Here is a 25,892-nt window from a genome sequence, read left to right as displayed (position 1 = left end):
GTGGTCTTACTCTTTAAGATAATTAGTCATATCCAACAACGGCAACCGCAGCAGTAAACTATCGGCCGTCATATAAAGGTAGCCTTCGTCCGTATCGAGCGTGCAATTAGCCGTGCGCTGACCGGTGCGGATGATGCCTAATAAGGTCTCGTCCGGGTGAAAGACATAGACGCCGCCGGGGCCGGTTGCGAAAAGGTGGCCGGTGGAGTGCATGACCATCCCGTCGGGCGATCCTTTTTCGGTGGCGCGGCGGTCGGTGACGTCCATCAGGAGGCGGGCGGGGCCGATCGTTCCGTCGTCTAGTAGCGGGTATTTGTTCCAGAAGGAGGATTTGGCGTCGGAGTTGGAGACGATTAAGAACTTGTCATCCGGGGTTACTTCGATGCCGTTCGGGCGGGTGATGTCTTTGGTTAGTACGGTTATTTCGCCGTCGGTATCCAGGCGGTAGACGCCGTTGAAATCGAGTTCCTTCGCGGGGTCTTCGTCCTGTCCGTTCAGACCGTAGGGTGGGTCGGTGAAGTAGATGTTACCGGTGGCGTCCATGGCCAGGTCGTTGGGGCTGTTGAGGCGTTTTCCGTCGAGATCGGCGGCGAGGGTGGTGAAATTAGTATTGGGGCTACCGAGTGGGGTATTCAGTTTGGCTACGCGCCGGTCGCCGTGTTGGCAGAGGATCAGCTTACCGTCTTTGGGGTCGATCAGGAGGCCGTTGGAGCCGGGTTCGCGGGCTTTGGAGTATTCGCCGGTGAAGCCCGAAGGTCGGAGGTATTCGGTCGTCGTCGTGCCGCCCGCCCACTTGTAAATAACGTTTTCGGGGACGTCGGAGAAGAGCAGGTAGCCGCCGTCTTCGTGGACCCACACGGGGCCTTCGCTCCAGTTGAAGCCGCTCGCTAGCCAGTCCATTCGCTCGCCGGGGCGGATGATGGCGTCTAGCCGGTCATCGAATTTCTCGATGCTGCCGTAAGCTTCGTAGTCTTCAGCCTGGTTACGTTCAGCTTGGGCCGTAGTACTTTTCGCCGGTTCTTGGGCGCGGGCGTCCCGACTAAGTGCGGGACTAGCTGGCGCGTTGCAGGTGCAGAGTAAAAGGGCTAAGCAGAGAAAACTGAACAAAAAGCGTAATTGCATGAGACGGCGAGATTGTGAGATCCAAAGTACTGCAATTTCAGGAAGAGGGCGGCGGACTACAGTGAATAACTAGCTAAGAATAGCCTGGACGCTCGGGGGACCATTTCAAGCATTCCGCCGCGCTCCGTGCCTGAAATCGACGCCCCGAGATCCTGCACTTGTCGCAAGTATCCAAAATTAGAGCATCTCGGAATGGCCAGAGCAACCCAGGACGTAACCAATCGAAACAATAATGGTCAAATGGTTGCACCTTTAATAGTAATATAGCTATATTTGCATCAAATAAACGACCATGCTCCTTTCCCAACTAAAAACTTGGCTCTCCGACCGCGCCGAGTACAGTATCCAACTCCCCACCGGCGAAGCCGTCCCCACCCACTTTCACGTTACGGAAGTCGGCGAGACCAACAAATCCTTCATCGACTGCGGTGGCACGCCCCGCCGCGAGCGCAAGGCCAGCCTTCAACTCTGGAGCGCCAACGATTACGACCACCGCCTCCACCCGGATAAGCTGGTCAAGATCATAGACCTTGCCCAAACGCAACTAGGCATGGGTGACCTGGAGATCCAAGTAGAATACCAGGGTACGCACACCATCGAAATCTACGGCCTGAATACCGAAGGAAATACCCTCCACTTAATCGGCCAAGCCACCGACTGTCTCGCGCAAGATGCCTGCGGCGTCCCCGCCAAGAAAAAGCTCGTCTCCCTAAATAACCTCATCAGCGCACCTGCCTGCACCCCGGGCGGTGGCTGTTGCTAATACGTGACCGATGGGATTAACCAAAACAGAAGCTTACACCGCCGAGCAAAATCAGCTCGCCGACCTTCTCAAAGCCCTGGCTCATCCGGCCCGGATCGCCATCGTGCAGCAACTACTGCAAAAGCAATGCTGCGTCGGCAAGGAATTTAGCGCGGAGCTACCACTGTCGCAACCCACCATTTCCCGGCACCTACGGGAACTGAAAGATGCAGGCATTATCAGCGGCACCATCGAGGGGACGAGCGTCAGCTACTGCATCGCCGGTGAGCGGTGGCGGGAGGTGCAGGGGTTGGTGCATGAGTTATTTGAAGGGTATTGGAGAAGTACGGATTGTTGTCCCGGTGAATAGCAACGGTTTTCGTCGCTACGAGTATTCGGACAAAAAACCAGCTGGCTGCGCTGGCTGGTTTATTTATCCGACCACCTGCGCATGAATTTTGTCAATCCTCAAAGGAGACGATCGGGCCTCCAACAAGAGGCGTAGCTAAGAATAACTCGATCCGCGAGGCAGCGCACATTCAACTGGGCGATAATTTGAATTATACAATCACCAAATTTCCACTGGAACCACCACCTCTACCCGCGTCCCACCACCCTCCCGGTCTTCGATGGTTAACGTTCCGCCGCTAGCCCTTAATCTTTCCCCGGTTACCTCCACCGCGACGGATTTATGAGTGGCCGTCCGGTCATTTTTTCGCTCGGCGGCTACCCGGCGGCCGACGCCGTTGTCTTCCACCAAACACTGCATCCTGCGACCGCGCAAAACAAAACTTAGGTCGATCCGTCCACCACCTTCCTTGCCCGCCAAGCCGTGAAGGATCGCGTTTTCAACGAAGGGCTGTAAGAGCATCGGTGGTAAACTAACTTCTTCCGGATCAATGTTATCGGGAATATCGATGGTGTACTCGATGGGAAATTTCTGGCAGAAACGCTCCATCTCAATGTACTCCCGTAAGACCTGCACCTCTTCTTCCAGCGAGATCATCTCCTGCCGGCTATTGTTGAGAATACCCCGCATGAGGGTGGCAAATTTGGTGATCCGTTCGCGAGCCTCTACGTCGTGATTACCGTCGACGAGCCCACGAATGCTATTGAGGGCATTGAAGATAAAATGAGGATTCATCTGCAACTGCCGCGCTTTTTGCTCCAGTTCGAGTAGGCGGTTTTGTGTCTCCAATTCCTCACGTAAAGCGGCCTCTTTACGCTGAACCCGTCGGTACAGCACGTAAGAACCGCCAATGACCAGGCCACTAATCAACAAAGTAACCAGGCCTAAAAACCAAGCCGACCGGATTACCGGCGTCTCGATCTCAAAAGTGTACGTAGCCGGCTCGCCAAAAGTCTTTCCGTCGGTCGTAGCCGCCACCAGGAAAGTGTATCTGCCCGGCGACAGGCCCGCGTAGCGCACCGCCCGCTCGTCCGTTAGCGGCGACCAATCCATCTCTTCCCCCCGCAACCGAAAGCGGTAGCGTAGGCGATCGGGATAGGTCAGGTCGACGGCGGAAAACCGGAACTGAAAATGGTTTTTCGCGGCCGTGAAAGTTGGTACCTGGTTTTCCAGTTGGTAGTCTTCTGGCTGAACCGGATTATAGAATAGATTTATGCGCTCAAGAAACGTAGGCGGCGGCGCCAGGAAGCCATCCCCCCGGTCATCCTCGTAGCGTACCATTCCGTTCAGCGTGCCGAACCAGAGGCGGCCGAGGCTGTCCACCGTTACCGCATCGCGCGTTGTTTCGCCACCAAGGAAACCTTCGGCACGACCGTAGTTGCGGTAGTAATCCGGCCGGCCATCAGCATTGAGGAACACGCGGGTAAGGCCCCTTTCCGTGCCTAGCCAAATGGCGGAACCGTTGGGGTCATCGGCCAATTGAAAGATGTTAGTGCTGACTTTTCGGAAGCGGGCCGGGAGAGGGAAAAAGCGTATTTCTTTGAGTCGCAGATCGGTGTAGTACAGTCCGTAACCCTGCACGGCAACCCATAATTGCGTCCCGCGGCGCAGCAGCATGGTAGAAACTCGCCCCGGGGGCAAGCCGCTGGATTCTTCAAAAACACGGACTTCCTTCCCGGTCATCTTCCCTCCTCGGGCGGGTGACCACAGCTGGATCCGACCGTCCGTTCCGCCCAGGAGAAAACCATCTTGGCACGGAATAATCGAGGAGAGACTTTCGACTACGATGCCATCATCCATCCCGTAACTATTGACACTGAAGGAGTCTTGCTCGGGAAAGTATTCAACCTCGTTTAAGCCTTTTGAGTAGCTGGCTACCATGACTGAATTCATCCCGGTGGGAAGGACTTTCAGCACAAAGTCCGAGTTAAGCCCCGAGCGGCGGGTGAGGCTGCTGACGCGGTTGGAATCGAGCACCACTACGCCCCGTCCATCGGTAGCGAAGTAGAGCCGGCCCGCGCCGTCTTCGGTGATGCTGGGGATTTTCACGCCGCGCGTGGGGTCCTCGATCGGCGGTTGTTGAAACTGGCCAGCTTCCAAATATTGGATGCCTTTCGCCGAGGCACTAATCCAAAGTTTACCGTCGCGGGCAGCGTGGAGGGCGTAGACGCGGTTGCCGAGCAAGCCGTCGCCGGCATCGAAGTAACGTAGTCCGGTGGGGATCATACGGACGAGGCCGCCGCCGGAAGTACCGATCCATGCGCGGCCCTGTCGGTCTTTTAGGAGTGAAAGGACGTAGTTGTGGGGCAAATCGCCAGCTTCTTCGGTGTAGTTGGCGGTGGGTTCGCCTCTATTTAATAAGAGTAAGCCGCGGTCGCGGGTGCCTTTGATTGTTTGCCCGCCGTTTAGATCGAGTTCGGGACCGTCCTGTATGTATGGATTGGTTTCTTTTGTGACGATCCAACCCTGCTGGCCAAGTTGAAGGGTGAATACGTAGTTAGTCGTAGCGTAAGTTATTTGGGAGTGGTCGTCCGAAAATTGCAGCTCGCCCCACTGCACGGCACCCGCGTCCGCGTCAAAAAGACCATTCATGTTGCCAGTAAACTTCACGGCGGAGAACCCACTCGAATCCGCGTTCATCACCGCCAGCCCCCGCCGCGTCAGTGCATAGAGCTGGTTGTTATCTCCGACTAGCAAGCCGCGAACGAAATTGTCCGTTAACCCATCGGCCACGCCGTACGGCCGAAAATTCGCTCCGTCGAACCGGGCTACCCCGCCTCCGTTTGTCCCCACCCAGAGGTAGCCCCGCTCGTCTTCCGCCAGCGCGGTCACCTGTGATTGTGGCAAGCCGTCCTCCACCGACCAGGTTAGGAAACCGTAGGGCTGGGTGGCTGCGGTTAGGGGTAAGAGGAGAATTAGGAGGAGTAGGAATCGCACTTTGTAAAGGTAGTGTAGGCTGGTAGGCTGGTAGGCTGGTAGGCGGTAGGCGGTAGGCGGTAGGCGGTAGGCGAACGTAATATTATGGAGGATAAGCACTACCGCCTACCGCCTACATTCCTACTGCCTAATTTCCTACCGCCTAATTCCCTACAACTTCCTCCCCCCGACAACCCGGCCGTTCACTTTCTTCTCCCGCAATTCTTTTAACGGAATCATTAAACTAGCAAAGGCATTGGACGTACTTACGCGCCAGGTTTTTCCGGCGTAGGTGACGGAGCCCGAGCGGCGGTCCCAATCCTGGGCCAGCAGCACGTAGGTATTACCGGCATTCGGGTTAGGGCCGAAGACGAGGTAGTTGTCGTTGTTGCTTTCGAAGCTGACCGCTACGCGTTCCGTTTTGGGGCTGAAGACGAAGACGCCGGGGGTTTTTGCGGGGAAGACGACCTGTTCGACGTCCTTTCCGTTGATGACGCGGACTTGGCCGTTCGTGATCTGGGTATTTCCGTTGCGGAGTTCGCGGGTGAGAACGAGGTCTTCGGAGAGGTAGAATTGGATGCGCTCGAACTCGGCGCTCGTCCAGTTCTGCTCGCTGACGATGCGCTGGGTGAGGGGGCTCAGCTTTGGTCCGCAGCTGGTGAGGAAGAGTAAGCTGGCTAGAAAAGCTAAGTATTTCATCGGGGTTATTTTGGCTGAACGGTTGACGTAAGCGACTCGGGGTTGGTTTGTTTCGGGGAGCGCCGCTAACAATACTTTAATGACTTAACCGCGCCGGCCGGTGAAGAAGGAAGTCATTAGTGCGCCACATTCTTCGTGCAGCACGCCGAACTCCAGCTTGGTTTTTGGGTGCAGCAGCTCCCGGCCGAAGCGCATGAAGCCGCGTTTGTCGTCATTTGCCCCGTAGACGATCCGGCTTACCTGACCCCAGGCGAGCGCCCCGGCACACATCGGGCAGGGCTCGAGGGTGACGTAGAGGGTGCAATCGTGGAGGTATTTATCCCCCAGATAATTAGCGGCGGCGGTGAGGGCGATGATCTCGGCGTGGGCCGTGACGTCGTTGAGGCGCTCGGTCTGGTTGTGGCCCCGGGCGATGATGCGGTCGTTGGAGACAACCACGGCACCCACCGGAATCTCCCCGTCAGCGGCGGCGAGGTTCGCCTGGGCGATGGCCTGGCGCATGAAGAATTCGTCGTCGTAGAGCTTCAGCATGGTGTCGCTTATTGGTATTTTGGATAGTGATCGGTATTCCGAGCGTATCGCCCGGGGGCGAATGCCCCTCGACGGAAAAGGCTTGGATTCGTTCGGGTTAAGTACGAGCACTTGGTTTACATTTCGGTACTCATGCTGATCGGAATGGTTCAAAGGTAGTGATCAATCTAGTGAGGCGAAACGAGCTGATGAAGTCGGGATTACTGATTAGTGAGCGGCTCGGGTCACCGCTCGTTGTGCAGTTTGGGTGGAGTTTCTTAGCCATCAACTTTACCCCCGTCCCGGTAGCAATCGGGACGCCCGAATCAATGTTGAAGTAAGTGCCCCGATGAGCAATCCGTTCGTCAACTAAAGCGGCGTCAGGACGTTACATTTGTCCTCCAATTACGAAACTGAAATTTTCTCCCCCCATGGGCCAACGTCTAATTTACCTCGACAACAATTCTACAACCCCGACCGACCCCCGTGCGGTGGAAGCCATGCTTCCTTACTTCTACGAAAACCCGGGCAACGCCGCCAGCCGCAACCACCCAGCCGGCTGGGCCGCCGAGGGTGCCGTAGACCTGGCCCGTGAGCAAATTGCCGACCTCATCAACGCCGATACGCGGGAGATCATTTTCACTTCCGGTGCCACTGAAGGCGATAACCTCGCACTTAAGGGTGTTTTTGAGATGTACAAGCGAAAGGGCAACCACATCATTACGGCCAAGACAGAGCACAAAGCCGTCCTTGATGCTTGTAAAAAAATCGAGCAAATGGGCGGTGAGGTGACCTACCTCGACGTAAAAAACGATGGCTTGATCGACCTCGGTGAGCTCGAAGCGGCCATCACCGATAAGACCATCATGATCTCCATCATGTGGGCGAATAACGAAACCGGCGTCATCCAGCCGATGGAAGAGATCGGTCAGATTTGCGAGAAGCACGGTGTCTTGTTCATGTCCGACGCTACGCAGGCGGTCGGCAAGATTCCCGTCGACCCACGCAAAGTTGGTGTGCACCTGATGGCCTTTACGAGTCACAAGATGTACGGACCCAAAGGTGTCGGCGCGCTCTACGTGAGCCGTAAGAACCCACGGGTAAAAGTCACCAGCCAGATGGACGGTGGCGGCCACGAGCGCGGTATGCGCTCCGGTACGCTGAACGTACCCGGCATCGTCGGATTCGGTAAAGCCGCCGCGATCGCTAAGGACGAGATGCATCAGGATGCCGCACGCCTCAGCAAAATGCGTGACCGTCTGCAGAAAGGTCTCTGCGACATTCTCGAAGAATGTTACGTAAACGGCAACGAAGATCACCGGATGCCACACGTGACGAACATTAGCTTCAAGCACGTCGAAGGTGAAGGCCTGATGATGACTTTCAACCAGAACATCGCGCTTAGCTCCGGCTCCGCGTGTACCTCCGCTTCTCTGGAGCCCAGTTACGTTCTCGTAGCCCTCGGCCTCGGTGACGACCTCGCGCATTCAAGCCTTCGCTTTAGCCTCGGCCGTTTCACGACGGAAGAAGACATCGACGTGACCATCAAACAAGTATCAGAAGGTGTTACCCACATGCGTGAATTATCTCCGATCTGGGAGATGTACAAAGAAGGTGTCGATATCGACGCTATTGAGTGGAGTGCGCACTAAGGTGGTCTCGGGTCTGTAGTCTTTGGTCTATAGTACTGGGGACTACAGACTCCGAACTTTCTTAACTATTCCCGCAAAGCCGTTGTTATACATCAAGTTCTAAGAAGAACACTAAATTAAAATCTCCCTCCCATGGCATACTCAGAGAAGTTACTCGACCATTTTAAGAATCCCCGTAACGTCGGTACGATGGACAAGGCCGACAAGGGCGTCGGCACCGGACTCGTTGGCGCACCCGAGTGTGGTGACGTCATGCGTTTGCAGATTCACGTTGACCCCATTACGCAAAAGATCACGGACGCGAAGTTCAAGACTTTTGGTTGCGGCTCGGCGATTGCTTCTTCCAGCTTAGCCACCGAGTGGTTGAAGGGTAAGAGCGTTGACGAAGCTTTGGCGATCGACAACATGGCCATCGTGGAAGAACTTGCTTTGCCACCGGTAAAGATTCACTGTTCCGTCCTTGCTGAAGATGCAATTAAGGGTGCCATTAAGGATTACCAGACTAAGAATGGTATACCGGTAACTGTAGTAGAGCATACGCACTAGGCAAATTAGGCGGTAGTTTGTAGGCGGTAGGCTTGTATTATAGTGCTACCGCCTACCGCCTACCGCCTACCGCCTACCGAAAATTCAAAGGCAACCAAGTAGTTCAATCCCCCCAATAACCTTCCTCTAAACCTTCCCCATGCTATTCGTAGCCGACAGCGCCAAGCAGCGTTTGAAAAACATACGCGAAGTAAAAGGACTAACCGACGATTACTTTCTGCGCGCGACCATCCAGAGCGGTGGTTGTTCGGGATTGACTTATGAGTTGGACTTCGATAATGAACTCCAGCCCAGAGACCAGGTTTTTGAAGACAACGACGAGACGGTGGTTTGCGACCTGAAATCGTTTCTCTACCTGCACAACTCCACGCTAGAATTTGGCGGCGGGTTAGATGGAAAGGGATTTTCCTTTAATAATCCAAACGCCTCACGCGAGTGTGGTTGTGGAGAGAGCTTTGCGGTGTAATTGAAAAAAAATAAATTTTACCAACCCTTCTTCAGGCAACTGAGGGAGGGTTTTTTACGAGCGCATACCACGATAAACTGATTCATGTTTACTAAGGACATAATTCCTCATCCGATTGTAGGCAATACACTAAAGATCGATAACCAAAATGGATACCCCACAAATAAAATTCGAGCATTTCCTGGAGCAATTTCCCGAATTAGAATTACCCATTTCTTTCAATGAAGAGACGGTGCGGACGATCAGTAAAGAAACCTTACCACTTTCGCCCATGATGATCGAGCAGTTCATCGCACCCGTCGAACCGGGCAAGATCGACGAGTTGACGGAGTTCGTAGCCTGCATGCGGCTACCGGAAGCGGATGACTACGCCGGGGTTGTTTACTGGCGGGCGGACCTAGCGCAGTACCACTTTACGCTGGTCACCTTCAACCCTAAAACGGAAGAGATGATTGACCGGATGGTGATTGCCGGGACGAGCTATGACGGCGAGGAATTATTGCAGACGCACGCGATGATGAATGAGACGCTGTTGATCCATCAGGTGAGTGGACAGGGCGGTGGTGGTGATTTTGATTATCAGGCTTCTACTAGTACGGCGCGGCGGTTTCAGGTTGGGGGTGCTGGGAAGATTGTGGAGATGTAAATGCTAGTTCCAATATTCTCAAATTGCATTAGCAGCGACGAACGTTCACTTACAATTCTTTCTCCATGCAACACTTTCTTTACGGCCTGCTGTCTATTCTCCTTTTTGGAATTCCGGAACTAACTCCTATCCTGGGCGAATTAATTGATAAAAGTGCAGCGGGGGCGGCACAATTTGACAAGGAGATAGCGCCCTGCGTGGCAGTAATGAATAAACTTAGCGTGGAGAACTTCAAATACGAAGACCTTACGCTACCCGAAATGGCGACGTTAGATAAGTATGAGGACATGTTTTATAAGGGATACTGGTCTATCCTTCCTCCGGGGTGCAGCTGGTACTGTGGCGATGGGCCGAAATTCTTGTCTGCCAGTTCCCATCTAGTCGCATCCGGTAATATTGACTATCGAGCAACGAACGCCCACGACGATAGCTATGAGACCGCTTGGGTCGAAGGGGCGCCCGGCCCGGGCATCGGAGAAAAATTGAGCTATCATTTTACCGCCACCAGTCCGCGCGTCACCGAAGTAATCATCATCAACGGTTACGTAAAGTCAGCAGAGGCTTGGCAAGACAATTCTCGTGTCAAGCAACTCAAGCTCTACGTAGATAACCAGCCTTACGCCTTATTGAACTTGGAGGATTCTCGGCGGGAACAATCTTTCACGGTAGAGCCTATCGGCACCGGTGACCGCGAAGACTGGGCGGCTATGGAGAACCTACCTGACTGGACGCTGACTTTCGAAATCATGTCGGTCTACCCCGGAGAGAAGTACCCGGACGATACGGCGATTACGGAGCTGTACTTTGATGGGCTTGACGTTCACTAACGATGCCGTCATGTATCCTCTTGAACCCGGTTCGCCCTCCTCCGTAGCTCAAGATGAAGCACCCCTTTCCTGCCGTAACACTACCCTATTCCGCTCCACCCAACCATGATTGGGCTCAATCAACTCCATCCCCAAATACACCGCCGTGTGCCGAAAGGGGTCGTGAAAACCAGTAACGAGTTCAGTATTGAGCCCGACTGACACACTACCAAGAGACTTTCCCCGTAGCTGCCGCCCCAGATCTTTGTGCGTCATCAACAAATCACTGATTCGATCGAGGAACTGTTTGAGCTGGGCGGACATCGTGTACCAGTAAACCGGGGTAGCCAGTATAAGCTTGTCGTGGGTTAGAATTTTGCTACGGATGAGTTCGAGAAATTGATCGTCACCAGGATATTCCTGTGCGTAGCTAAAGGGATAGATTTTATAGTCTAGTAGGTCGATCCAATCGGCCTTTAGTTCTGCGGCGAGGTGGCGGACCACTTTGTTGGTGTCGCCGTCGGGCCGGGCGGAGGCTTGGATAATCAGCGTATTCATAGGTATTAGTTATCAAGGAGATGCCTGAATTTAGGGCTTCGCCTAGTAAAAGCTGCTTTTCCTTTTTTTACCCTGCACTCCCGATAGCTATCGGGACCGCGCCCTACCTTACCTTAACCGTACCAAAAGTAGAACCCATGCGTTTTTTCCCACTGTTTGTCCTTTACCTCTTTCTTACCGCTTGTGCAAATGAGGAGCCGGCAAGTACCCAGAATCTTCCGCCATTGGAGGATTTACTGAAAAATTATAACGAAGAGCGCCTCCAGCTTTACCCATTCGAAGCTACTTTTCAAGGCGACAACCGCTACAACGACCAGATGCCGAATGCGCTGTCGCAGGTGCACAGAAATACGTTGGACGCCTTCTACAACAAGACGGCCGACGCGCTGGCCAAGTACGATCGCGAGCAACTTTCCTCGACCGATAAAGTGAGTTATGACGTATTAAAATGGGAAACTGACATCAACTTGGAAGCCCTGACTTTCCGCGAAGAACTCCTCCCCCTCGACCAGTTTAGCGGCTTCCACCTCATGGCCGGCCAACTGGCCAGCGGGCAGAGCGCTCAGCCCTTCGTCACGGTAGAAGACTACGACAACTGGCTGAAGCGCACAGACGCCCTTCTCGAAATGCTGGATACTGCCATCGTCAACATGAAAATGGGCGTGGAAGAAGGTTACGTCCTCCCCGCTTCGCTTATCGCCAAGCTTCAACCACAGCTCGACGCGATGACGGCCGAACCGCTCCAGAACCACCTCTTTTACGGCCCCGCCCGCAATCTCCCCGACGACATCACCGGCACGGACCGCGACCGCATTCTTTCCGACTACGAAACCATGGTGGAAAAAGTGATGCGCAAATTCCAGGAAGTAGCGACTTACGTAGAAAACGAATACGCCGGAAGCGGCCGCACCAGTAGCGGTATTGACGCTATTCCGGACGGCGCTGCGTACTACGCGCACCTCATCAAGCTTTACACAACAACCGACATGGGCGCCGACGAGATCCACCAACTCGGCCTCAGCGAAGTAGCCCGCCTAAGCAGCGAAATGGAAAAAGTCAAAGCAGACGTCGGTTTCACCGGCGGTTTACAGGAGTTCTTCGACCACGTTCGCGCCCGCAAAGAACTCATGCCCTTCAACCAGCCAGAAGAAGTGATCGTCAACTTCGAAGCCATCCACGAACGGATGAAACCTCAACTGGAGTTGCTTTTTGATCAGACACCGAAGACCCCCTTCGAAGTCCGCCGCACCGAAGCCTTCCGCGAGGCCAGCGCGAGCGCGGAGTACAATCCCGGCAGTCAGGACGGTACCCGTCCCGGTGTCTTCTACGTCCCCATTCCGGACGTACGGACTTACAATATTTTCAGCGACGAAGATCTATTTCTGCACGAGGCCATCCCCGGCCACCATTATCAAATTAGCCTGACGCAGGAGAACGAAGATTTGCCGGATTTCCGCCGTAGCCTTTGGTATTCCGCTTACGGCGAGGGCTGGGCGTTGTACAGCGAGAGCCTCGGTAAGGAGCTCGGTTTGTACGAAGATCCCTACCAGTATTTCGGTATGCTGAGCGCGGAGATGCACCGGGCAATTCGGCTGGTCGTGGATACGGGCATTCACAGTAAAGGTTGGAGCCGGGAGGAGGCGATTCAATACAGCCTGGAAAATGAGGCGGAATCGGAGGCCAGCATCACGGCGGAGATCGAGCGGTATATGGCCATTCCGGCGCAGGCCTTGAGTTACAAGATTGGACAGTTGAAGATTTTGGAACTGCGGGCGATGGCGGAAAACAAACTAGGGGAGGAATTTGACATCAAGGCTTTCCACAATTTGGTGTTGAGCCCGGGGTGCGTGCCTTTGGCGGTTTTGGAGACTATGGTTGGGGATTGGGTGACGAGCGAAGCCAACTAATTGAGCGCGGTCGCGGGTGCCGACCGAAAGTTGCCAGGGGCCAACACTGTTAGCGCTATCCATTTATGCAGTTCAAAACGGCAATTCTCGCCTGAGCTGCACACGTCCAAAATCTACCCAGCCGTGGTGCTCATTCTCGTGATGCATTCCGAGGTCGTCGGCGGGGGTATTCCTGGTCGTAATTGAAGGAGTGAATGATGTAGCCCAACAAGTCCAACCAAAGCAAGACAGCAGCCACCCTTCCACTGGCACTACGGACAAATTAAGTGCAGCTACGGTCGCTCTAATTCCTACGACCCCTACGGTTTAGGTAGTTTTATTGGCCATCGGTGGTATACTGAAGAGTTACCTGCTCCTTCGAGTCAAGCAGCAAAACATTATCAAAGTCCTCCTTCGCTTTGGCAAACAGCAAGCCTTCGACGATCGCTTCGTGAGTTAATTCCGAGAAGTCATGGATAATCGCTTCGATTGACATGCCAGTACTAAGATAACCCAGTGGATCACCCACGGTAAATCGCGTATCGCCGATACGCGCTTTACCGAACCTGACATCTTCGTCAATTCGAATATGCTTGAACTCAATGGGCGCGCGGGTACGTCGAGATGTAGCTAGAGTTTGCCGCAATTTATCATTCATAACCCTAAAGTTATACCTTGGCAACCACCAACGTAACCGTCTCCTCCCCCGGCAACTCCAGCACCTCCCCTGCCACATCGCCGTCCAACACCAACGAATCAGCCAGCACTTCATCCGAGATGTATTCCCGGTAAGCCGTGGCCGCTTCCTCCACGCCGGCGGAGCCCTGTAACCGCACCCGGATCCGGTCCGTCACCTCGTAACCCTGCTCTTTACGCAAGTTCTGAATCCGATTAACCAGCTCCCGCGCCAAGCCTTCTTTCGCCAGCTCCGGCGTGATCGTCACGTCCAGCGCAACGGTCAACTCGCCATCGGTGGCGACTTTCCAGCCGGGGATGTCTTCGGTGGCGATCGTCACGTCTTCGAGGGTAATACCGATCTCCTCGGCACCGACCGTGAGCACGTAACCACCGGCCCGCTCCAACATCGCAATCTCGTCCGTTCCCATCTGATTGATGCGGGCGGCAACGTCTTTCATTTTCTTACCTACTTTCTTGCCGAGAACGCGGAAATTGGGCTTGATGCTTTTGCGCAGGAAATCCCCGTCGGTGAGCAGTTCGACTTCCTTGACGTTCGTCTCGTTCTTGATGATTTCGGCGACGGAGGTAATGCGACGTTGCACTTCTTCGTCCGTTGCCGGGACGAGGATCTTTTGCAGCGGCTGACGTACGCGAAGGTTATCCGCCTTCCGAAGGGATAAGGTTAGAGAACTCAGGCGCTGGGCGTAGTCCATCCGGACTTCCAGATCGGTATCGATCAATTTCTCATCGGCTTCCGGCAAAAGGCTCAGGTGGACGCTCTTCCCTTGCTCTTTTTTAATTTCCCCTGCACCCACGACCGCGCCCGCGCCCGTCAAATCACGATAAAGCTGCTCGGCGTAGAACGGGGCGACCGGCGACATCAACTGCGTAACCCGCACGAGACACTGGTGTAGCGTTTGGTAAGCCGCCCGCTTATCGGAGGACATCTCCCCCTTCCAGAACCGGCGGCGGCACTGACGGACGTACCAGTTAGATAATTCCGCATTCACGAATTGCTCGATCGCGCGGCAAGCCGGCGTGGCGTCGTAGGTGGCGTAGAAGTTAGTTACCTGCTTAGTCAGTGAGTTGAGACGACTGATGATCCAGCGGTCGATCTCGGCGAGGTCCTTTTTGGCGACGGACTTATCCGTGTTCGGATCGTAATTATCGACGTTCGCGTAGAGGGCAAAGAAGCCGTAGGTATTGTAGAGCGTGCCAAAGAAGGTCCGGCGGACTTCCTGAATCCCGTCCTCATTGAATTTCAGGTTGTCCCACGGGTTGGCGTTGCTAATCATGTACCAACGCGTCGCGTCCGCTCCGTACGTATCGATCGTGTCGAAGGGGTCGGCCGCGTTACCGAGCCGTTTGGACATCTTTTTGCCATCCTTATCCAGCACGAGTCCGTTGGAAACGACATTTTTGTAGGCCACCGAATCGAAGACCATCGTCCCGATTGCGTGTAGCGTATAAAACCAACCGCGCGTCTGGTCAACGCCTTCAGCGATGAAGTCGGCGGGGAAGGCGCGGTCGAACTTGTCCTCGTTTTCGAAGGGGTAATGCCACTGCGCGTAAGGCATGGCGCCGGAGTCGAACCAAACGTCAATCAGGTCCAGTTCACGAACTAGTTTTTTGCCATTTTGGAACAGCACCACTTCGTCGATGTAGGGGCGGTGCAGATCCTGCGGTACTTCCTGGCTCAGGCCTAGTTCCTTATTCGCCAAATCGATCCCGGCCTGAAGTTCGGCGATGGAGCCGATGCAAACTTCTTCCGTCCCGCATTCACTCCGCCAGATCGGCAGCGGCGTGCCCCAGTAGCGCGAGCGGCTCAAGTTCCAATCGTTCAGATTTTCCAGCCACTTGCCGAAGCGACCGCTACCGGTGCTTTCCGGCTGCCAGTTGATCGTTTCGTTGAGTTCCGACATCCGTTCCTTCACGGCGCTGGCCTTGATGAACCAACTGTCAAGTGGGTAGTAGAGTACGGGCTTGTCCGTCCGCCAGCAGTGGGGGTAGCTGTGGTTGTACTTATTGACGTTGAAGGCAAGACCGACCGTTTTTAGGTGGATGGCGATGTCGACGTTGACGTCCTTGTACTCCGGGTCGTTCTTGTAATCCTTCACGTAGCGGCCGGCGAACTGGCCGGCGTCGTCGGTAAATTTCCCTTGCTTATCCACGAGGGTTAGGGAGCCGATGCCGTTGGCTTTTCCGACGGCCATGTCGTCCTGGCCGAAGCTGGGGGCGGTGTGGACGATGCCGGTGCCGGCGTCGGTGGTGACGAAGTTGCCGGGGATGATGCGGAAGGCGTCGCCGTCCTCCGGTGTGGGGCCTTTTAAAACTTGCTCGTAGCGGATTCCAACCAGTTTTTCCCCGGAGAAAGGCTCGGAAATGGCTTCAATCGTCGGTTGGTTGTGGCCGCCGAACCAGTTGCCGACGAGTTCTTTGGCGAGGACTACGTCGTTCGGTTCGTTGGTGTACTGGTTTTTCGTGCGGACTTTTACGTATTCGATGTTTGGCCCGACGGTGAGGGCGGTGTTGCTGGGGAGCGTCCAGGGGGTGGTCGTCCAAGCGATGATGTGGACGGCGCTGCTGTCTTCACTTCCCATAGTCATTGCACCCGCGACCGCGCTCACTTCCGCTTCCTTTTTTTGCGAGGTCGCAGGTGCAACGGGGAGGGAGAAGAGCCAAGATGAGTTGGCATCCTTAACGCTATTAAACATCGCCACAACCGTGGTATCGCTCACTTCCTGATACGCACCCGGCATGTTCAATTCGTGAGAACTCAAGCCCGTGCCCGCCGCCGGGGAATAAGGCTGCACGGTGTAGCCTTTGTACATCAGGCCCTTATCGTAGATCTGCTTGAGCAGCCACCAGACGGTCTCCATGTACTCTTTTTCGTAAGTGACGTACGGGTTTTCGAGGTCGACCCAGTAGCCCATCTTTTGGGTGATGTCGTCCCAAATGCCCTTATAGCGCATCACGGTTTCCTTACACGCCTTGTTGTAATCATCGACGGAGATCTTGGTGCCAATGTCCTCTTTCGTAATCCCGAGTTCCGATTCCACCTTCAGCTCGATCGGCAGACCGTGCGTATCCCATCCCCCTTTCCGCTCGACGCGTTTGCCCTGCAGCGTCTGGAAGCGGCAAAAAATATCCTTGATCGTCCGCGCCATCACGTGGTGGATGCCGGGCATGCCATTGGCGGAAGGTGGTCCTTCGTAGAAAACAAAAGAGTCGTCCGCGCTCCGTTCGCTGATGCTGCGCTGGAAAACGTCGTTGGCCTTCCAGAACTCTAGGATTTCTTTGTCGACTTCGGGAAGGTTGAGGGACTTATACTCTTTGAACATGGATCTTGATTTTGGGGTCCTTTACGCAAGGACGTGCAAAAGTAGGCAAACAAAAAGCCCCGGCGGCGGGTCCGTCGGAGCTTTTGGCAGTTGAAAACATGCGGCAAACCTTACGGACGCGGGGCGTTCGAAATAGTTATGTCGCTAATAATACGTTGCGCGGTAGTTCGTACTTGCTGGTTGGTCATGTAGAAAAGCTAACGCATTCTGTCAAAAAGGGTTGGCCAGATCGTTACGCACGTAGTTTTCAGAGAAAAATTGCCTTAAACCACCACATTACGTGAAATAATTCAATCGATTGTTTGTTTGCCAATCAATTTATCCTATCTTAGGAACATAATACAGCCGGAGTAAATTCCGCTACGTGCAACTAAGAATAGTTTTCATTTGGTTTTTTTGGGGTTATTGGGAGGCAACGGTGTTGCCTCTTTTTTTGTGCCTTACCCAGCGATAATTTCTCCTTCGTGGGCAACTTCTACCTTGATGGAATTAGCGATAAAGCATTTCTTCCCCGCCTCGGCGTGGAGCGTTCTGGCACGATCGAGTTTGTCCACCTGCGCAATCGTGATGCGCGGACGTAACGTGACCGAGGTGAACTGCCCGCCTCCTTCGATACTATCCTTCATCGTTCCCTTGGCATCGTCCTCGTAATCTAGTACGGTAATACCGTTAACGGACGCCAAGTGGAGGTACCACAACATGTGGCAGGAACTTATCGAAGCGAGAAAGAGTTCCTCCGGGTTGATTCGGGAGTCATCTCCCAAAAACTTTGGGTCGGAGCTAGCGTCGATCTCTTCTTTTCCTTCCACACCAATGACGTGGTCACGCGAGTAGGCGCGGTAATCAAGGGTGCCGGAGCCAAGGTTACCCGTCCAGGCGACGTTGACTTTGTACTTGTGTGTTCCTGCCATTTGTTGAATCGGTTTAAATCGGTGATGCTCAAATACTCAGCGAAACTTTCGCAGCCGCCTGCGTTGTTGAAAGTAGTACGCAAACTTCCACCCCTAATATATGCAAAAAGGCACCGTCTCAAAATCTACCGGCAGTTGGTACAAGGTTCGCCTCGACGAACCTACGCCCGACGGCCTCACCGAATTACGGTGCCGCATGGCCGGCCGCTTCCGCCTGGAAGACAAGCAACTCACTAACCCCATCGCGGTCGGTGACCGTGTTTCCGTCGAAGTCGAAACGAACAGCGACACCGAAACCGGTGCCATCCGCGAGATTGAAGACCGCACGAATTATGTCGTCCGCCAGAGCCCCCGCAAGAAGCATGAGTTACATTTACTAGCTTCCAATATCGACCAAGCCGTCCTCATCGTCACCGTCATTTGGCCCGACGTGAAGCTGGGTTTCATCGATCGTTTCTTACTGATGACCGAGCCTTTCGGTATCCCCACTACAATTGTCTTCAACAAGGCGGATCTGTACGATGAGGATACTTTGGAGACTTATGAAGTAATCCGCCAGATTTATACGGACATTGGCTATCAGGTGATGCTTGTTTCGGCGCAGGAAGGAACTGGTTTGCAGGAATTTCAAGATCTTCTAAAGGACAAGCGCAGCCTGCTATCAGGTCAAAGTGGTGTCGGAAAATCCACCCTCGTCAACGCCATCGCCCCGGACCTAGACCTCACCACCGGCGAGCTTTCCGACTATACGGGTAAGGGCCAGCACACGACAACCTTCGCTGAGCTTTACCAGTTACCCTTCGGTGGTGAGCTGATTGACCCGCCAGGCATCAAAAACCTGTCTTTTAACTACCTCAAACCCATTGAGGTGGCCTACTACTTCCGGGAGATTTTTGCGCTCAGTCCTGAATGCCGCTTCGGCGGGACTTGCCTGCACCGTAGCGAGCCAGGTTGCGCCGTTATTGAATCTGTTCAAAGCGGTGATGACCGCGTCACCGACCTTCGCTACAACTCGTATTTGACATTACTGGAAGAGACGGAAGCTCAGAATTACTGGGAGCGCAAAAAGGTCTAAGCATCACTCTAACCTGGTCTAACCTTTACAATTCTTACCTCTTTAGCGCTTAAGCCAGCTGTCTCAATTTTTTGTCGCAGGACTTCCGCAGCAGCTTTTGCACTTGGCCGATCAGGATAAAAGGTACCCGTCCACACCGCCAGATTTCCGGTTTCCGGCCAGCTATTCAAGCATTCCGTCGGGACGGTACTCAGGTTAATAAATCCCTTCGCGACCAGCTCCCCTACCCTTTCAGCCGCCCGCCCACGATTGAGCAAACCATCCACAACGATGAAAGAGCGTTGCTCAACGGTAAAAGAAGCACAGTCCAGCGGCGTGCGCCCAATTGTCACTAATTCATCCTCTACCGGACTTTCGGGTAAACCATCGAACGCCCCTTCCATAAAGGGATCAGAAACGATTGGCGCCACGTTTTCATCGTAAACAGTGAGCGAAAGCACCCCCACAAAACCCAGCATTAGAAAGATGTTGAATAGCTGCCGTCGCTGCTTTTTTCGCTCCGGCGGCGTTGGTCCGTAGTCACTGCTTTTGTCGATTGCCTTCAAAATATCCTTCTCTTTGCCGTAGCGATCAAGGTAGTTATTAAAGGTGTGTTTCGGGGCGGGTTCCGCTTTAAGGCGAAGTCGGCCACTTCTCGTGACGACAATCAGGCCGATTCTGCTTTTCTTGCACTGCCGTAATAGCGCACGGTATTCCTCAGGCTTGACGAAGGTGTCTTCCCCAATGGCGATCCACTGTTCGTTCGCTGGGTAGCGCCCTAATTGATCGATGACGCTGATGGACTTTAGTCGGCTCAGTTCCAGCCACTTGATAACGGCCGTGATGATCGCTGACCCCAGCAGAAACAGCGTAATAAGTAATAGCGTATTTACGGCATTAAAATACCATTGATAACCCAGTGTTCCGGAAAGTAATGCCAGCGGTATTAAAGTCAGAATACGCCCGGTCCAGCGTAGTTTACCGGGGTCGTCCTTCAGTTTCAACTGGTGAATCGTCGTGCGGCTTTTCGCCTCCACCACCACTACGTAGGGTCGTTTACGCGCGCGCATAAAGGCCAGAAATACGTCCGCCCGCTTCAGCTTCGTATAGGCCTCCGTAGCCACGTAAGCGGGCGCGCGTTTGTAATACTGTTTATTCAACCGGGCGGCCACCGTGTCTTGCACGAACCGCTCGGTCATGGGTTTTTCTGGCATCGGCGCAAAACTAACAAATAATGTTTACTACTGGTTTTCGTATCGGCGTGTTCCTGGCCCCATACGTGTTCAACCAATAGCATTTTAATGCATATTCATAACAGTAATGCGCGGTCGCGGGCTGGCTATCAGCTAGTCCCGTACTCTGTCGGGATGCAATGAAACGGGTAGGAGAGCAAAATATGTTTGGCAACATTTTGTTTATTATCCCTTATTGAACTACATTTACCAGCGAAAGAACGTGCTGCCAACCAAGCAGCCCATGTTATGTACAACTTACGCTAGCGCCGTCGAAGGCGTTGATGCCCGAATGATCACCGTTGAAGTGAACGCGGGCGGACAAGTCCAGGAAAACAAACCCTGGTACCACGTCGTCGGTCTCCCCGATTCCGCTATCCGAGAGGGTTCCTTCCGGATTGACGCGGCCGTTAGAAACTCCGGCTTCACCAGCCTCCGAGTCAAAACAGTCATCAACCTTGCCCCGGCGGACATCCGTAAAGAAGGCGCGGCCTACGACCTCCCCATCGCAATTGCGTTACTGACGGCCACCAAGCAGATCGCCGTACCGAACATGGACGAATACATGATCATGGGCGAGCTCTCCCTCAGCGGCGATCTCCGCCCGATCAAAGGTGCGCTACCCATCGCCATCGAAGCCCGCGCCCGCGGTTACAAGGGCTTCATTCTCCCCGAGGAGAACGCCCGCGAAGCCGCCATCGTTAGCGATCTGCCCGTCTACGGCGTCCGTAACCTCAGCGAAGCCATTGGCTTCCTCACCGGCGAGAAAGCCATCGAACCAACGGAAGTCAATACCCGCGAAGAATTTTTTCGCGACCGGACGAGCCACGACGTTGACTTCAGTGACGTCAAAGGCCAGGAAAACATCAAACGGGCGATGACAATTGCTGCGGCAGGTGGCCACAACGTTATTCTGATTGGCCCGCCGGGTGCGGGTAAAACTATGCTTGCCCGCCGGTTGCCAACTATTCTTCCACCACTTGACTTGCGGGAAGCACTGGAAACCACTAAGATTCACTCCGTCGCCGGCATTCTACCTACGGGCAAGGCTTTGATAACGCAACGCCCCTTCCGCGCGCCACACCACACGATCAGCGACGTAGCCCTGGTTGGTGGCGGAAGCTATCCCTCCCCCGGTGAAATTTCTCTGAGCCACAACGGCGTTCTTTTCCTCGACGAATTACCAGAATTCAAGCGCAGCGCCCTCGAAGTTATGCGCCAACCAATGGAGGAGCGGCGCATCATCATCAGCCGCGCCAAGATTACCGTTGACTTTCCCGCCGGCTTCATGCTCATCGCCAGCATGAATCCCTGCCCGTGCGGTTATTTTAACCACCCGACGCGCGAGTGTACTTGCCCGCCCGGCACCGTAAAGCGCTACCTCAGCAAAATCAGCGGCCCGCTCCTGGACCGTATCGATCTACAAGTGGAAGTAACCCCCGTCCCCCTCGAAAAACTAGCCAGTCGCGAGCGAGACTCGGAAGACAGCGCCACCATCGCCGCACGCGTCCTCAGCGCCCGAAAAGTCCAGGCGGAACGGTACGGCGATCACGCAAATATTTATTGCAATGCTCAAATGCCAAGCCGGATGGTCCGTACGATTTGTACCATCGACGAAGCCGGGCAAAACCTGCTGAAGAACGCTATGGAACGGCTCCAATTAAGTGCCCGAGCGTACGACCGCATCCTGAAGGTATCCCGCACCATCGCCGATCTAGAGGGAGAAGACAACATCACGCCGCACCACTTGGCGGAAGCCATCAACTTCCGTGGCCTGGACCGGGAGAACTGGGGGGAGATGCGGTAAGTAATGACTTGGGTGATGGGCAGGCAGGTAGCGATCATTCAAATTATGGGTTCTGACTTAATATTTGAACACTCGCTACTCGCCAACACTAAAGCTTAAACCCTTCGATCCGGGAAGACAACACTTCTCGGTAACTCTTGCCAACGGGCAGGGAGGTAATCTTACCTTTTTCTTTGACTTCGATGGAATTACCATCCACCGCCTCGATCCGTTTCAGGTTAACTATGTAACTCCGGTGGACGCGCTGGAAACTGCTTTCCGGCAATCTGACTTCGAGCGACTTCATCGTCTGTAAAGTGATGACCCGATCATTTGGAAGGCGGATGATCACGTAGTCTTTAAGCCCTTCGATGTAGACAATGTCGTCCAGATTAACGCGGACGAGTTTTTTATCGGCCTTTACGAAGAAGAAACCCGGTCCGCCGTCTTCTACCTCGCCCGCATTAGCTTTCTGCGTCAGCTCTACTTGCTCGATGGCGCGATTACAGGCTTGCAAAAAGCGTTCGGTACTGATGGGCTTCACTAGGTAGTCGAGGGCGTTGAGTTCAAACCCGTCCAGCGCATAGTTTGGGTAGGCCGTGGTGAAAATGGTTACTGGTGGATCTTTCAACCCGCGCAGAAAGTCAGTGCCGGTCAGCTGGGGCATGTTGATGTCCAGAAACATTAAGTCTACGTCCTGAGCTTTCAGTACGTCGTTGGCTTCGAACGCATTATCGCACTTGGCGATCAGGTCAATCTGGGGGATTTTCTCCAGGTAAGTTTCGAGGATATCCTGGGCTAGTGGTTCGTCGTCGACGATGATGGCGTTGATCATGGGTGGAATGCTTTGAGTCCGGCGTGGGGCTGGAAGTTTAGGGGGTTCTTTGGGGGAAGCATCACGAGGGGTGACTGCAACGCCAAGTTGAGGGTAACGGTGTAAGTTGAAGGTGTTTCTGCCACGGATAGCTCGTAGGCACCGGGGTAAAGTAACTCCAGGCGTCTGCGAACATTGACTAGGCCAATGCCTCCGCTCGGTCTGTTTCCGTGGAGTTGGGACGGCATCACGCTACCCCTGCTGTTTTCCAGAACGAAGGTGACATCTTGGTCACGCACTTTAAGTAAAGCGTGTACAAAGCCACCCTTGATCACCGTATTCAAGCCGTGCTTAAAGCTATTTTCCAGGAACGGAATAAAGATCAGCGGGGCCAGCATCTGGTCACTCACGTTTCCCTCTACCGTGAGCTTAATATCGATGCCTTTCCGTTGGCGTAGCCGCTCTAGATCGAGGTAGTTTTGTAAATAGTTAACTTCTTTGCTCAAGGGTACTTTAGGCTCGTTACATTCGTACAGCATGTAGCGCATCATCTCGGAAAGCTTAATGACAATGTCTGGTGCTTTATCGTCCTTTTTTAGCGTGAGCGCGTAGAGGCTATTGAGTGTATTGAAAAGGAAGTGGGGATTAATCTGGCTTTTCAGAAAGCGAAGCTCCGACTGCATGGTCTCTTTCTGCTCCATATCTTTCTTCCGGTTCTGAACGATCCAGTCCACCATGATTTTACCGACGGTGCTGATGGCCGCCACCAAAAACATACTCAGAAAATAGGTATCTAGGTTCTCGAGGATATCTCTACGCATCCCGCCCGTTTTTGAGAACAGTACGTACTTTAGAATCAGCTTGAGCGGCGTCAGCAACATTGCCGCACTCGACAGTAACAGCAGGTAGGTCCAGAATTGCCCTTTCTTCAGGTACTTAGGAAAGAAGTACAGCAGGTTCACGTAAACGATCATCGCGTAAAACACCAGGTTGATCAACTGACTGCTCACGGATACTTGCAGCGGATACTCTCCCGTTCGCATTTCGGTAGCGACCGAATACAACAGAAAAGCTAACCAGCCTCCGGCGTGGTAGAAAGGACGCTGGGTGAGGGTTTGACCCAGGTTATCCAAAAACGTTCCGGCTTCCTCCGGTAAGTGTTTGTTCGACGATACGGACATTAGCCCAAAGTACGCACAGCGCGCTATATTGAAGGATGCTCTTTCGACGGATGAGGAATTTTCATGGACTAACCGGGTAAAATACGAGCTTCAGTAAATCGATACGGGTCTTTAGACAGTAACAATCAAACTAAATTTAGCAGTCGCAGACGAGATATCCATCGTAGAATGAACGGCAGTGGAGCAAGTTAGCTTAATCTAAGTATCATACCAATTCATCAGTAACTACCCATACAAACAACATTTAGGTATGTGGTGACTATGTGAATGATCCACCGACACAGTCCAATTCCTAGGAACTTATGATCGTACCGATCACAGTCAGCATCAATAACCGTCGTTCATTAAGCGGACTACTTCGGAGATAACGTGGTACGGGTTACCAGTCAGTGCCAAAGGATAATCCGGCTGCACACCGATACCGTCAATTGGGACTATATCCGCACGCGAAGTGACGGTGGACGTGTATATCAAACTATAGTTACCGCAAGGCCCCTCCAGCGACTGTAAGTTAGAGGCGTCAATCCCACCAGCGGTGGGTTCCCCAAATAGTTTGACTCTCCAACTCTCGCGCGCATCGAGGGCAAACTGTTCACCGGAGCTACCACAATTACGGTCGATCAACACGGCCACTCGTTCGGGATACCGTCTGGCGTGATCACTCGGAGTTACCCCACTGGTAGTGGGGTTCAGGACAACAAACCCATCGGGACTTTCCGCTAATTGTCCAATTACATTTTTAACGTAGTCGATAACATCCCGTGGGTACCGCTCGGGGTCGACATACTGCTCCAACACCGCTCGGTTGTCCTCGGTGTTTAAGAAGGAGACGTCATAATCGGTAGTGGCGGGTCGGGTCTTAATAATGTTCATCACACTTTCGTAAGTCCGATCGCTCCCACCCTGGTTACCGCGTAAATCAATCACTAAATTGTTGGTAGTCAAAAGTTTGTTGTTGGCCGCGACCAAACTATCGGTATGGTCCGACCACTCAGCAGCGAAGCTAGGAAACCGAATTACCACCGTTTTATCGTCGTATCGGTAAAGGATGGGGCGCTCACTCTCAGCAGCCATAATCTGTTGGTCGAGGGCAGGGTCGGACTTTTTATTGATGCTCGTGCTCTTCCAAATTACACCGCCCGCCAACAACCGAGTATCATCAAGGCGATGTGCGCGGCGGTCTTCACTAAGTTCGTGATTGCGTAGGCGAAAACTTGAATCGAAACCACCATCATCCGTAGCGGTCAGCTCAAATTTCACCTGGCCCTTTTGCCAGTAGACGCCATCAGCATGAAGAATATAGGCCACGTACCGGCCGGGGCTGTTACCGGTAGGCACCACGCGGACTAAGTAGTTAGCGAAGGCATAATCGCCGGCTATCCGCTGACCATCCGAATAGCTCTGCTCGGCCTCCGGTTGGTAAATTGGCGCCCCCGCATAGCTAGCGATAATTTCTTCGTTGGTCAGCGTTTTCTTTTTGCCACCGGGCTCTTCAAGATAGACCAAACGCGAGAACCCGATATGCTGCCGCCTGAAGAGGGTTAGGTAACCGAACACAAGCGGACCGCATTCCGCAAGATTATCCGTGGTGGCAGCGGTCGCGAGTAACTCGACGCGGGCGGCTGCGTGCGGATTCGCACCCGCTCTCGCCAATAAGCTCCGATACCCCGCATCGTTGGTTTCGAATGCATTCAGAGCCCATTCTACGGTTTGTGAACACGTACAGTCCTGGGCGGAAAGGATACTAAAAGAGAGTGTGGATACTGAAATAAAAAAGAGTAACCGATACCACATGAGAAAGCAAATTTTTTAGAGAATAACCCATCCCCACTGGATGACACCTAAATTTAATAGTTTAGTTACAGTTGGTGGCTCCAATCATTAACCTTCCTCATTATTAGCGACCTAACGATAGCCAATATATTTTTCAACCTCAC

General features: G+C 53.6%; 22 protein-coding genes. 10 read left to right on the top strand and 12 right to left on the bottom strand.

Annotated elements, in window-relative coordinates:
- Positions 1 to 6: 6 nt before the first annotated feature.
- Positions 7 to 1,122, bottom strand: coding sequence for an SMP-30/gluconolactonase/LRE family protein (locus GGR27_RS13860; RefSeq protein WP_168038296.1), 1,116 nt, complete (start codon positions 1,120 to 1,122; stop codon positions 7 to 9).
- Between the two features lie 292 nt (positions 1,123 to 1,414).
- On the opposite strand from GGR27_RS13860, the gene GGR27_RS13855 reads away from it, so the two are divergent.
- Positions 1,415 to 1,885: a DUF6428 family protein gene (locus GGR27_RS13855; protein ID WP_168038294.1), complete on the top strand. Its 471-nt coding sequence runs from the start codon at positions 1,415 to 1,417 to the stop codon at positions 1,883 to 1,885.
- A 10-nt stretch (positions 1,886 to 1,895) separates the two neighbouring features.
- Complete coding sequence (locus tag GGR27_RS13850; RefSeq protein ID WP_168038292.1) at positions 1,896 to 2,234, top strand: ArsR/SmtB family transcription factor; 339 nt, start codon at positions 1,896 to 1,898, stop codon at positions 2,232 to 2,234.
- A gap of 198 nt (positions 2,235 to 2,432) precedes the next feature.
- Here GGR27_RS13850 and GGR27_RS13845 read toward each other — a convergent pair whose 3' ends face one another.
- The 3 genes from GGR27_RS13845 to GGR27_RS13835 form a co-directional block, all read right to left on the bottom strand.
- Positions 2,433 to 5,210, bottom strand: a complete 2,778-nt coding sequence (locus GGR27_RS13845) for a sensor histidine kinase (protein ID WP_168038290.1) — start codon at positions 5,208 to 5,210, stop codon at positions 2,433 to 2,435.
- Positions 5,211 to 5,360: 150 nt separating this feature from the next.
- Positions 5,361 to 5,888: a hypothetical protein gene (locus GGR27_RS13840; protein WP_168038288.1), complete on the bottom strand. Its 528-nt coding sequence runs from the start codon at positions 5,886 to 5,888 to the stop codon at positions 5,361 to 5,363.
- An 84-nt stretch (positions 5,889 to 5,972) separates the two neighbouring features.
- Positions 5,973 to 6,419 carry a nucleoside deaminase gene (locus tag GGR27_RS13835; protein ID WP_168038286.1) on the bottom strand — a complete coding sequence of 149 codons (447 nt, stop codon included), beginning with the start codon at positions 6,417 to 6,419 and terminating at the stop codon, positions 5,973 to 5,975.
- 410 nt (positions 6,420 to 6,829) lie between these two features.
- On the opposite strand from GGR27_RS13835, the gene GGR27_RS13830 reads away from it, so the two are divergent.
- From GGR27_RS13830 to GGR27_RS13810, 5 genes are all read left to right on the top strand, one after another.
- Positions 6,830 to 8,050: an IscS subfamily cysteine desulfurase gene (locus GGR27_RS13830; RefSeq protein ID WP_168038284.1), complete on the top strand. Its 1,221-nt coding sequence runs from the start codon at positions 6,830 to 6,832 to the stop codon at positions 8,048 to 8,050.
- A 132-nt stretch (positions 8,051 to 8,182) separates the two neighbouring features.
- The gene (gene iscU / locus GGR27_RS13825; RefSeq protein ID WP_168038282.1) at positions 8,183 to 8,596 is read left to right on the top strand and encodes a Fe-S cluster assembly scaffold IscU; all 414 of its coding nucleotides are present in this window, start codon (positions 8,183 to 8,185) and stop codon (positions 8,594 to 8,596) included.
- 139 nt (positions 8,597 to 8,735) lie between these two features.
- Positions 8,736 to 9,062, top strand: a complete 327-nt coding sequence (locus GGR27_RS13820) for a HesB/IscA family protein (RefSeq protein WP_168038280.1) — start codon at positions 8,736 to 8,738, stop codon at positions 9,060 to 9,062.
- A gap of 148 nt (positions 9,063 to 9,210) precedes the next feature.
- On the top strand, positions 9,211 to 9,708 hold the full coding sequence (locus tag GGR27_RS13815; RefSeq protein ID WP_168038278.1) for a hypothetical protein: 498 nt from the start codon (positions 9,211 to 9,213) through the stop codon (positions 9,706 to 9,708).
- 65 nt (positions 9,709 to 9,773) lie between these two features.
- Entirely contained in the window at positions 9,774 to 10,535 is a 762-nt protein-coding gene (locus GGR27_RS13810) for an NADase-type glycan-binding domain-containing protein (protein ID WP_168038276.1), read from the top strand.
- Positions 10,536 to 10,583: 48 nt separating this feature from the next.
- On the opposite strand, the gene GGR27_RS13805 is transcribed toward GGR27_RS13810, so the two are convergent.
- Positions 10,584 to 11,072: a flavodoxin family protein gene (locus GGR27_RS13805; protein ID WP_168038274.1), complete on the bottom strand. Its 489-nt coding sequence runs from the start codon at positions 11,070 to 11,072 to the stop codon at positions 10,584 to 10,586.
- Positions 11,073 to 11,209: 137 nt separating this feature from the next.
- On the opposite strand from GGR27_RS13805, the gene GGR27_RS13800 reads away from it, so the two are divergent.
- Positions 11,210 to 12,979, top strand: a complete 1,770-nt coding sequence (locus tag GGR27_RS13800; RefSeq protein ID WP_168038272.1) for a DUF885 domain-containing protein — start codon at positions 11,210 to 11,212, stop codon at positions 12,977 to 12,979.
- Between the two features lie 316 nt (positions 12,980 to 13,295).
- On the opposite strand, the gene GGR27_RS13795 is transcribed toward GGR27_RS13800, so the two are convergent.
- From GGR27_RS13795 to GGR27_RS13785, 3 genes are all read right to left on the bottom strand, one after another.
- A complete protein-coding gene (locus tag GGR27_RS13795; RefSeq protein WP_168038270.1) occupies positions 13,296 to 13,616 on the bottom strand; it encodes a DUF433 domain-containing protein in 321 nt (106 codons plus the stop codon).
- 10 nt (positions 13,617 to 13,626) lie between these two features.
- Positions 13,627 to 16,977, bottom strand: a complete 3,351-nt coding sequence (gene ileS / locus GGR27_RS13790; protein ID WP_168038268.1) for an isoleucine--tRNA ligase — start codon at positions 16,975 to 16,977, stop codon at positions 13,627 to 13,629.
- Positions 16,978 to 17,417: 440 nt separating this feature from the next.
- On the bottom strand, positions 17,418 to 17,888 hold the full coding sequence (locus GGR27_RS13785; protein ID WP_168038266.1) for an OsmC family protein: 471 nt from the start codon (positions 17,886 to 17,888) through the stop codon (positions 17,418 to 17,420).
- A gap of 100 nt (positions 17,889 to 17,988) precedes the next feature.
- On the opposite strand from GGR27_RS13785, the gene rsgA reads away from it, so the two are divergent.
- Positions 17,989 to 18,963, top strand: coding sequence for a ribosome small subunit-dependent GTPase A (rsgA, locus tag GGR27_RS13780; RefSeq protein WP_168038264.1), 975 nt, complete (start codon positions 17,989 to 17,991; stop codon positions 18,961 to 18,963).
- An 8-nt stretch (positions 18,964 to 18,971) separates the two neighbouring features.
- On the opposite strand, the gene GGR27_RS13775 is transcribed toward rsgA, so the two are convergent.
- Entirely contained in the window at positions 18,972 to 20,156 is a 1,185-nt protein-coding gene (locus GGR27_RS13775) for a hypothetical protein (protein WP_168038262.1), read from the bottom strand.
- A 262-nt stretch (positions 20,157 to 20,418) separates the two neighbouring features.
- Between GGR27_RS13775 and GGR27_RS13770 the strand changes: the two genes are divergently transcribed.
- On the top strand, positions 20,419 to 21,981 hold the full coding sequence (locus GGR27_RS13770) for a YifB family Mg chelatase-like AAA ATPase (RefSeq protein WP_168038260.1): 1,563 nt from the start codon (positions 20,419 to 20,421) through the stop codon (positions 21,979 to 21,981).
- Positions 21,982 to 22,069: 88 nt separating this feature from the next.
- Here GGR27_RS13770 and GGR27_RS13765 read toward each other — a convergent pair whose 3' ends face one another.
- The 3 genes from GGR27_RS13765 to GGR27_RS13755 form a co-directional block, all read right to left on the bottom strand.
- Positions 22,070 to 22,795 (bottom strand): LytR/AlgR family response regulator transcription factor, encoded by a 726-nt coding sequence (locus GGR27_RS13765; protein ID WP_209037947.1) that lies wholly within the window; start codon positions 22,793 to 22,795, stop codon positions 22,070 to 22,072.
- Positions 22,792 to 23,955: a sensor histidine kinase gene (locus GGR27_RS13760; protein WP_168038258.1), complete on the bottom strand. Its 1,164-nt coding sequence runs from the start codon at positions 23,953 to 23,955 to the stop codon at positions 22,792 to 22,794. The genes GGR27_RS13765 and GGR27_RS13760 overlap by 4 nt, the downstream gene beginning before the upstream one ends.
- Positions 23,956 to 24,282: 327 nt before the next feature.
- Positions 24,283 to 25,461 carry a S41 family peptidase gene (locus GGR27_RS13755; protein ID WP_168038256.1) on the bottom strand — a complete coding sequence of 393 codons (1,179 nt, stop codon included), beginning with the start codon at positions 25,459 to 25,461 and terminating at the stop codon, positions 24,283 to 24,285.
- Positions 25,462 to 25,892: the final 431 nt, after the last annotated feature.

The organism is Neolewinella antarctica, from assembly GCF_011927835.1.
GTDB classification, from domain to species: domain Bacteria; phylum Bacteroidota; class Bacteroidia; order Chitinophagales; family Saprospiraceae; genus Neolewinella; species Neolewinella antarctica.
This window is presented reverse-complemented; position numbering and strand designations above follow the sequence as displayed.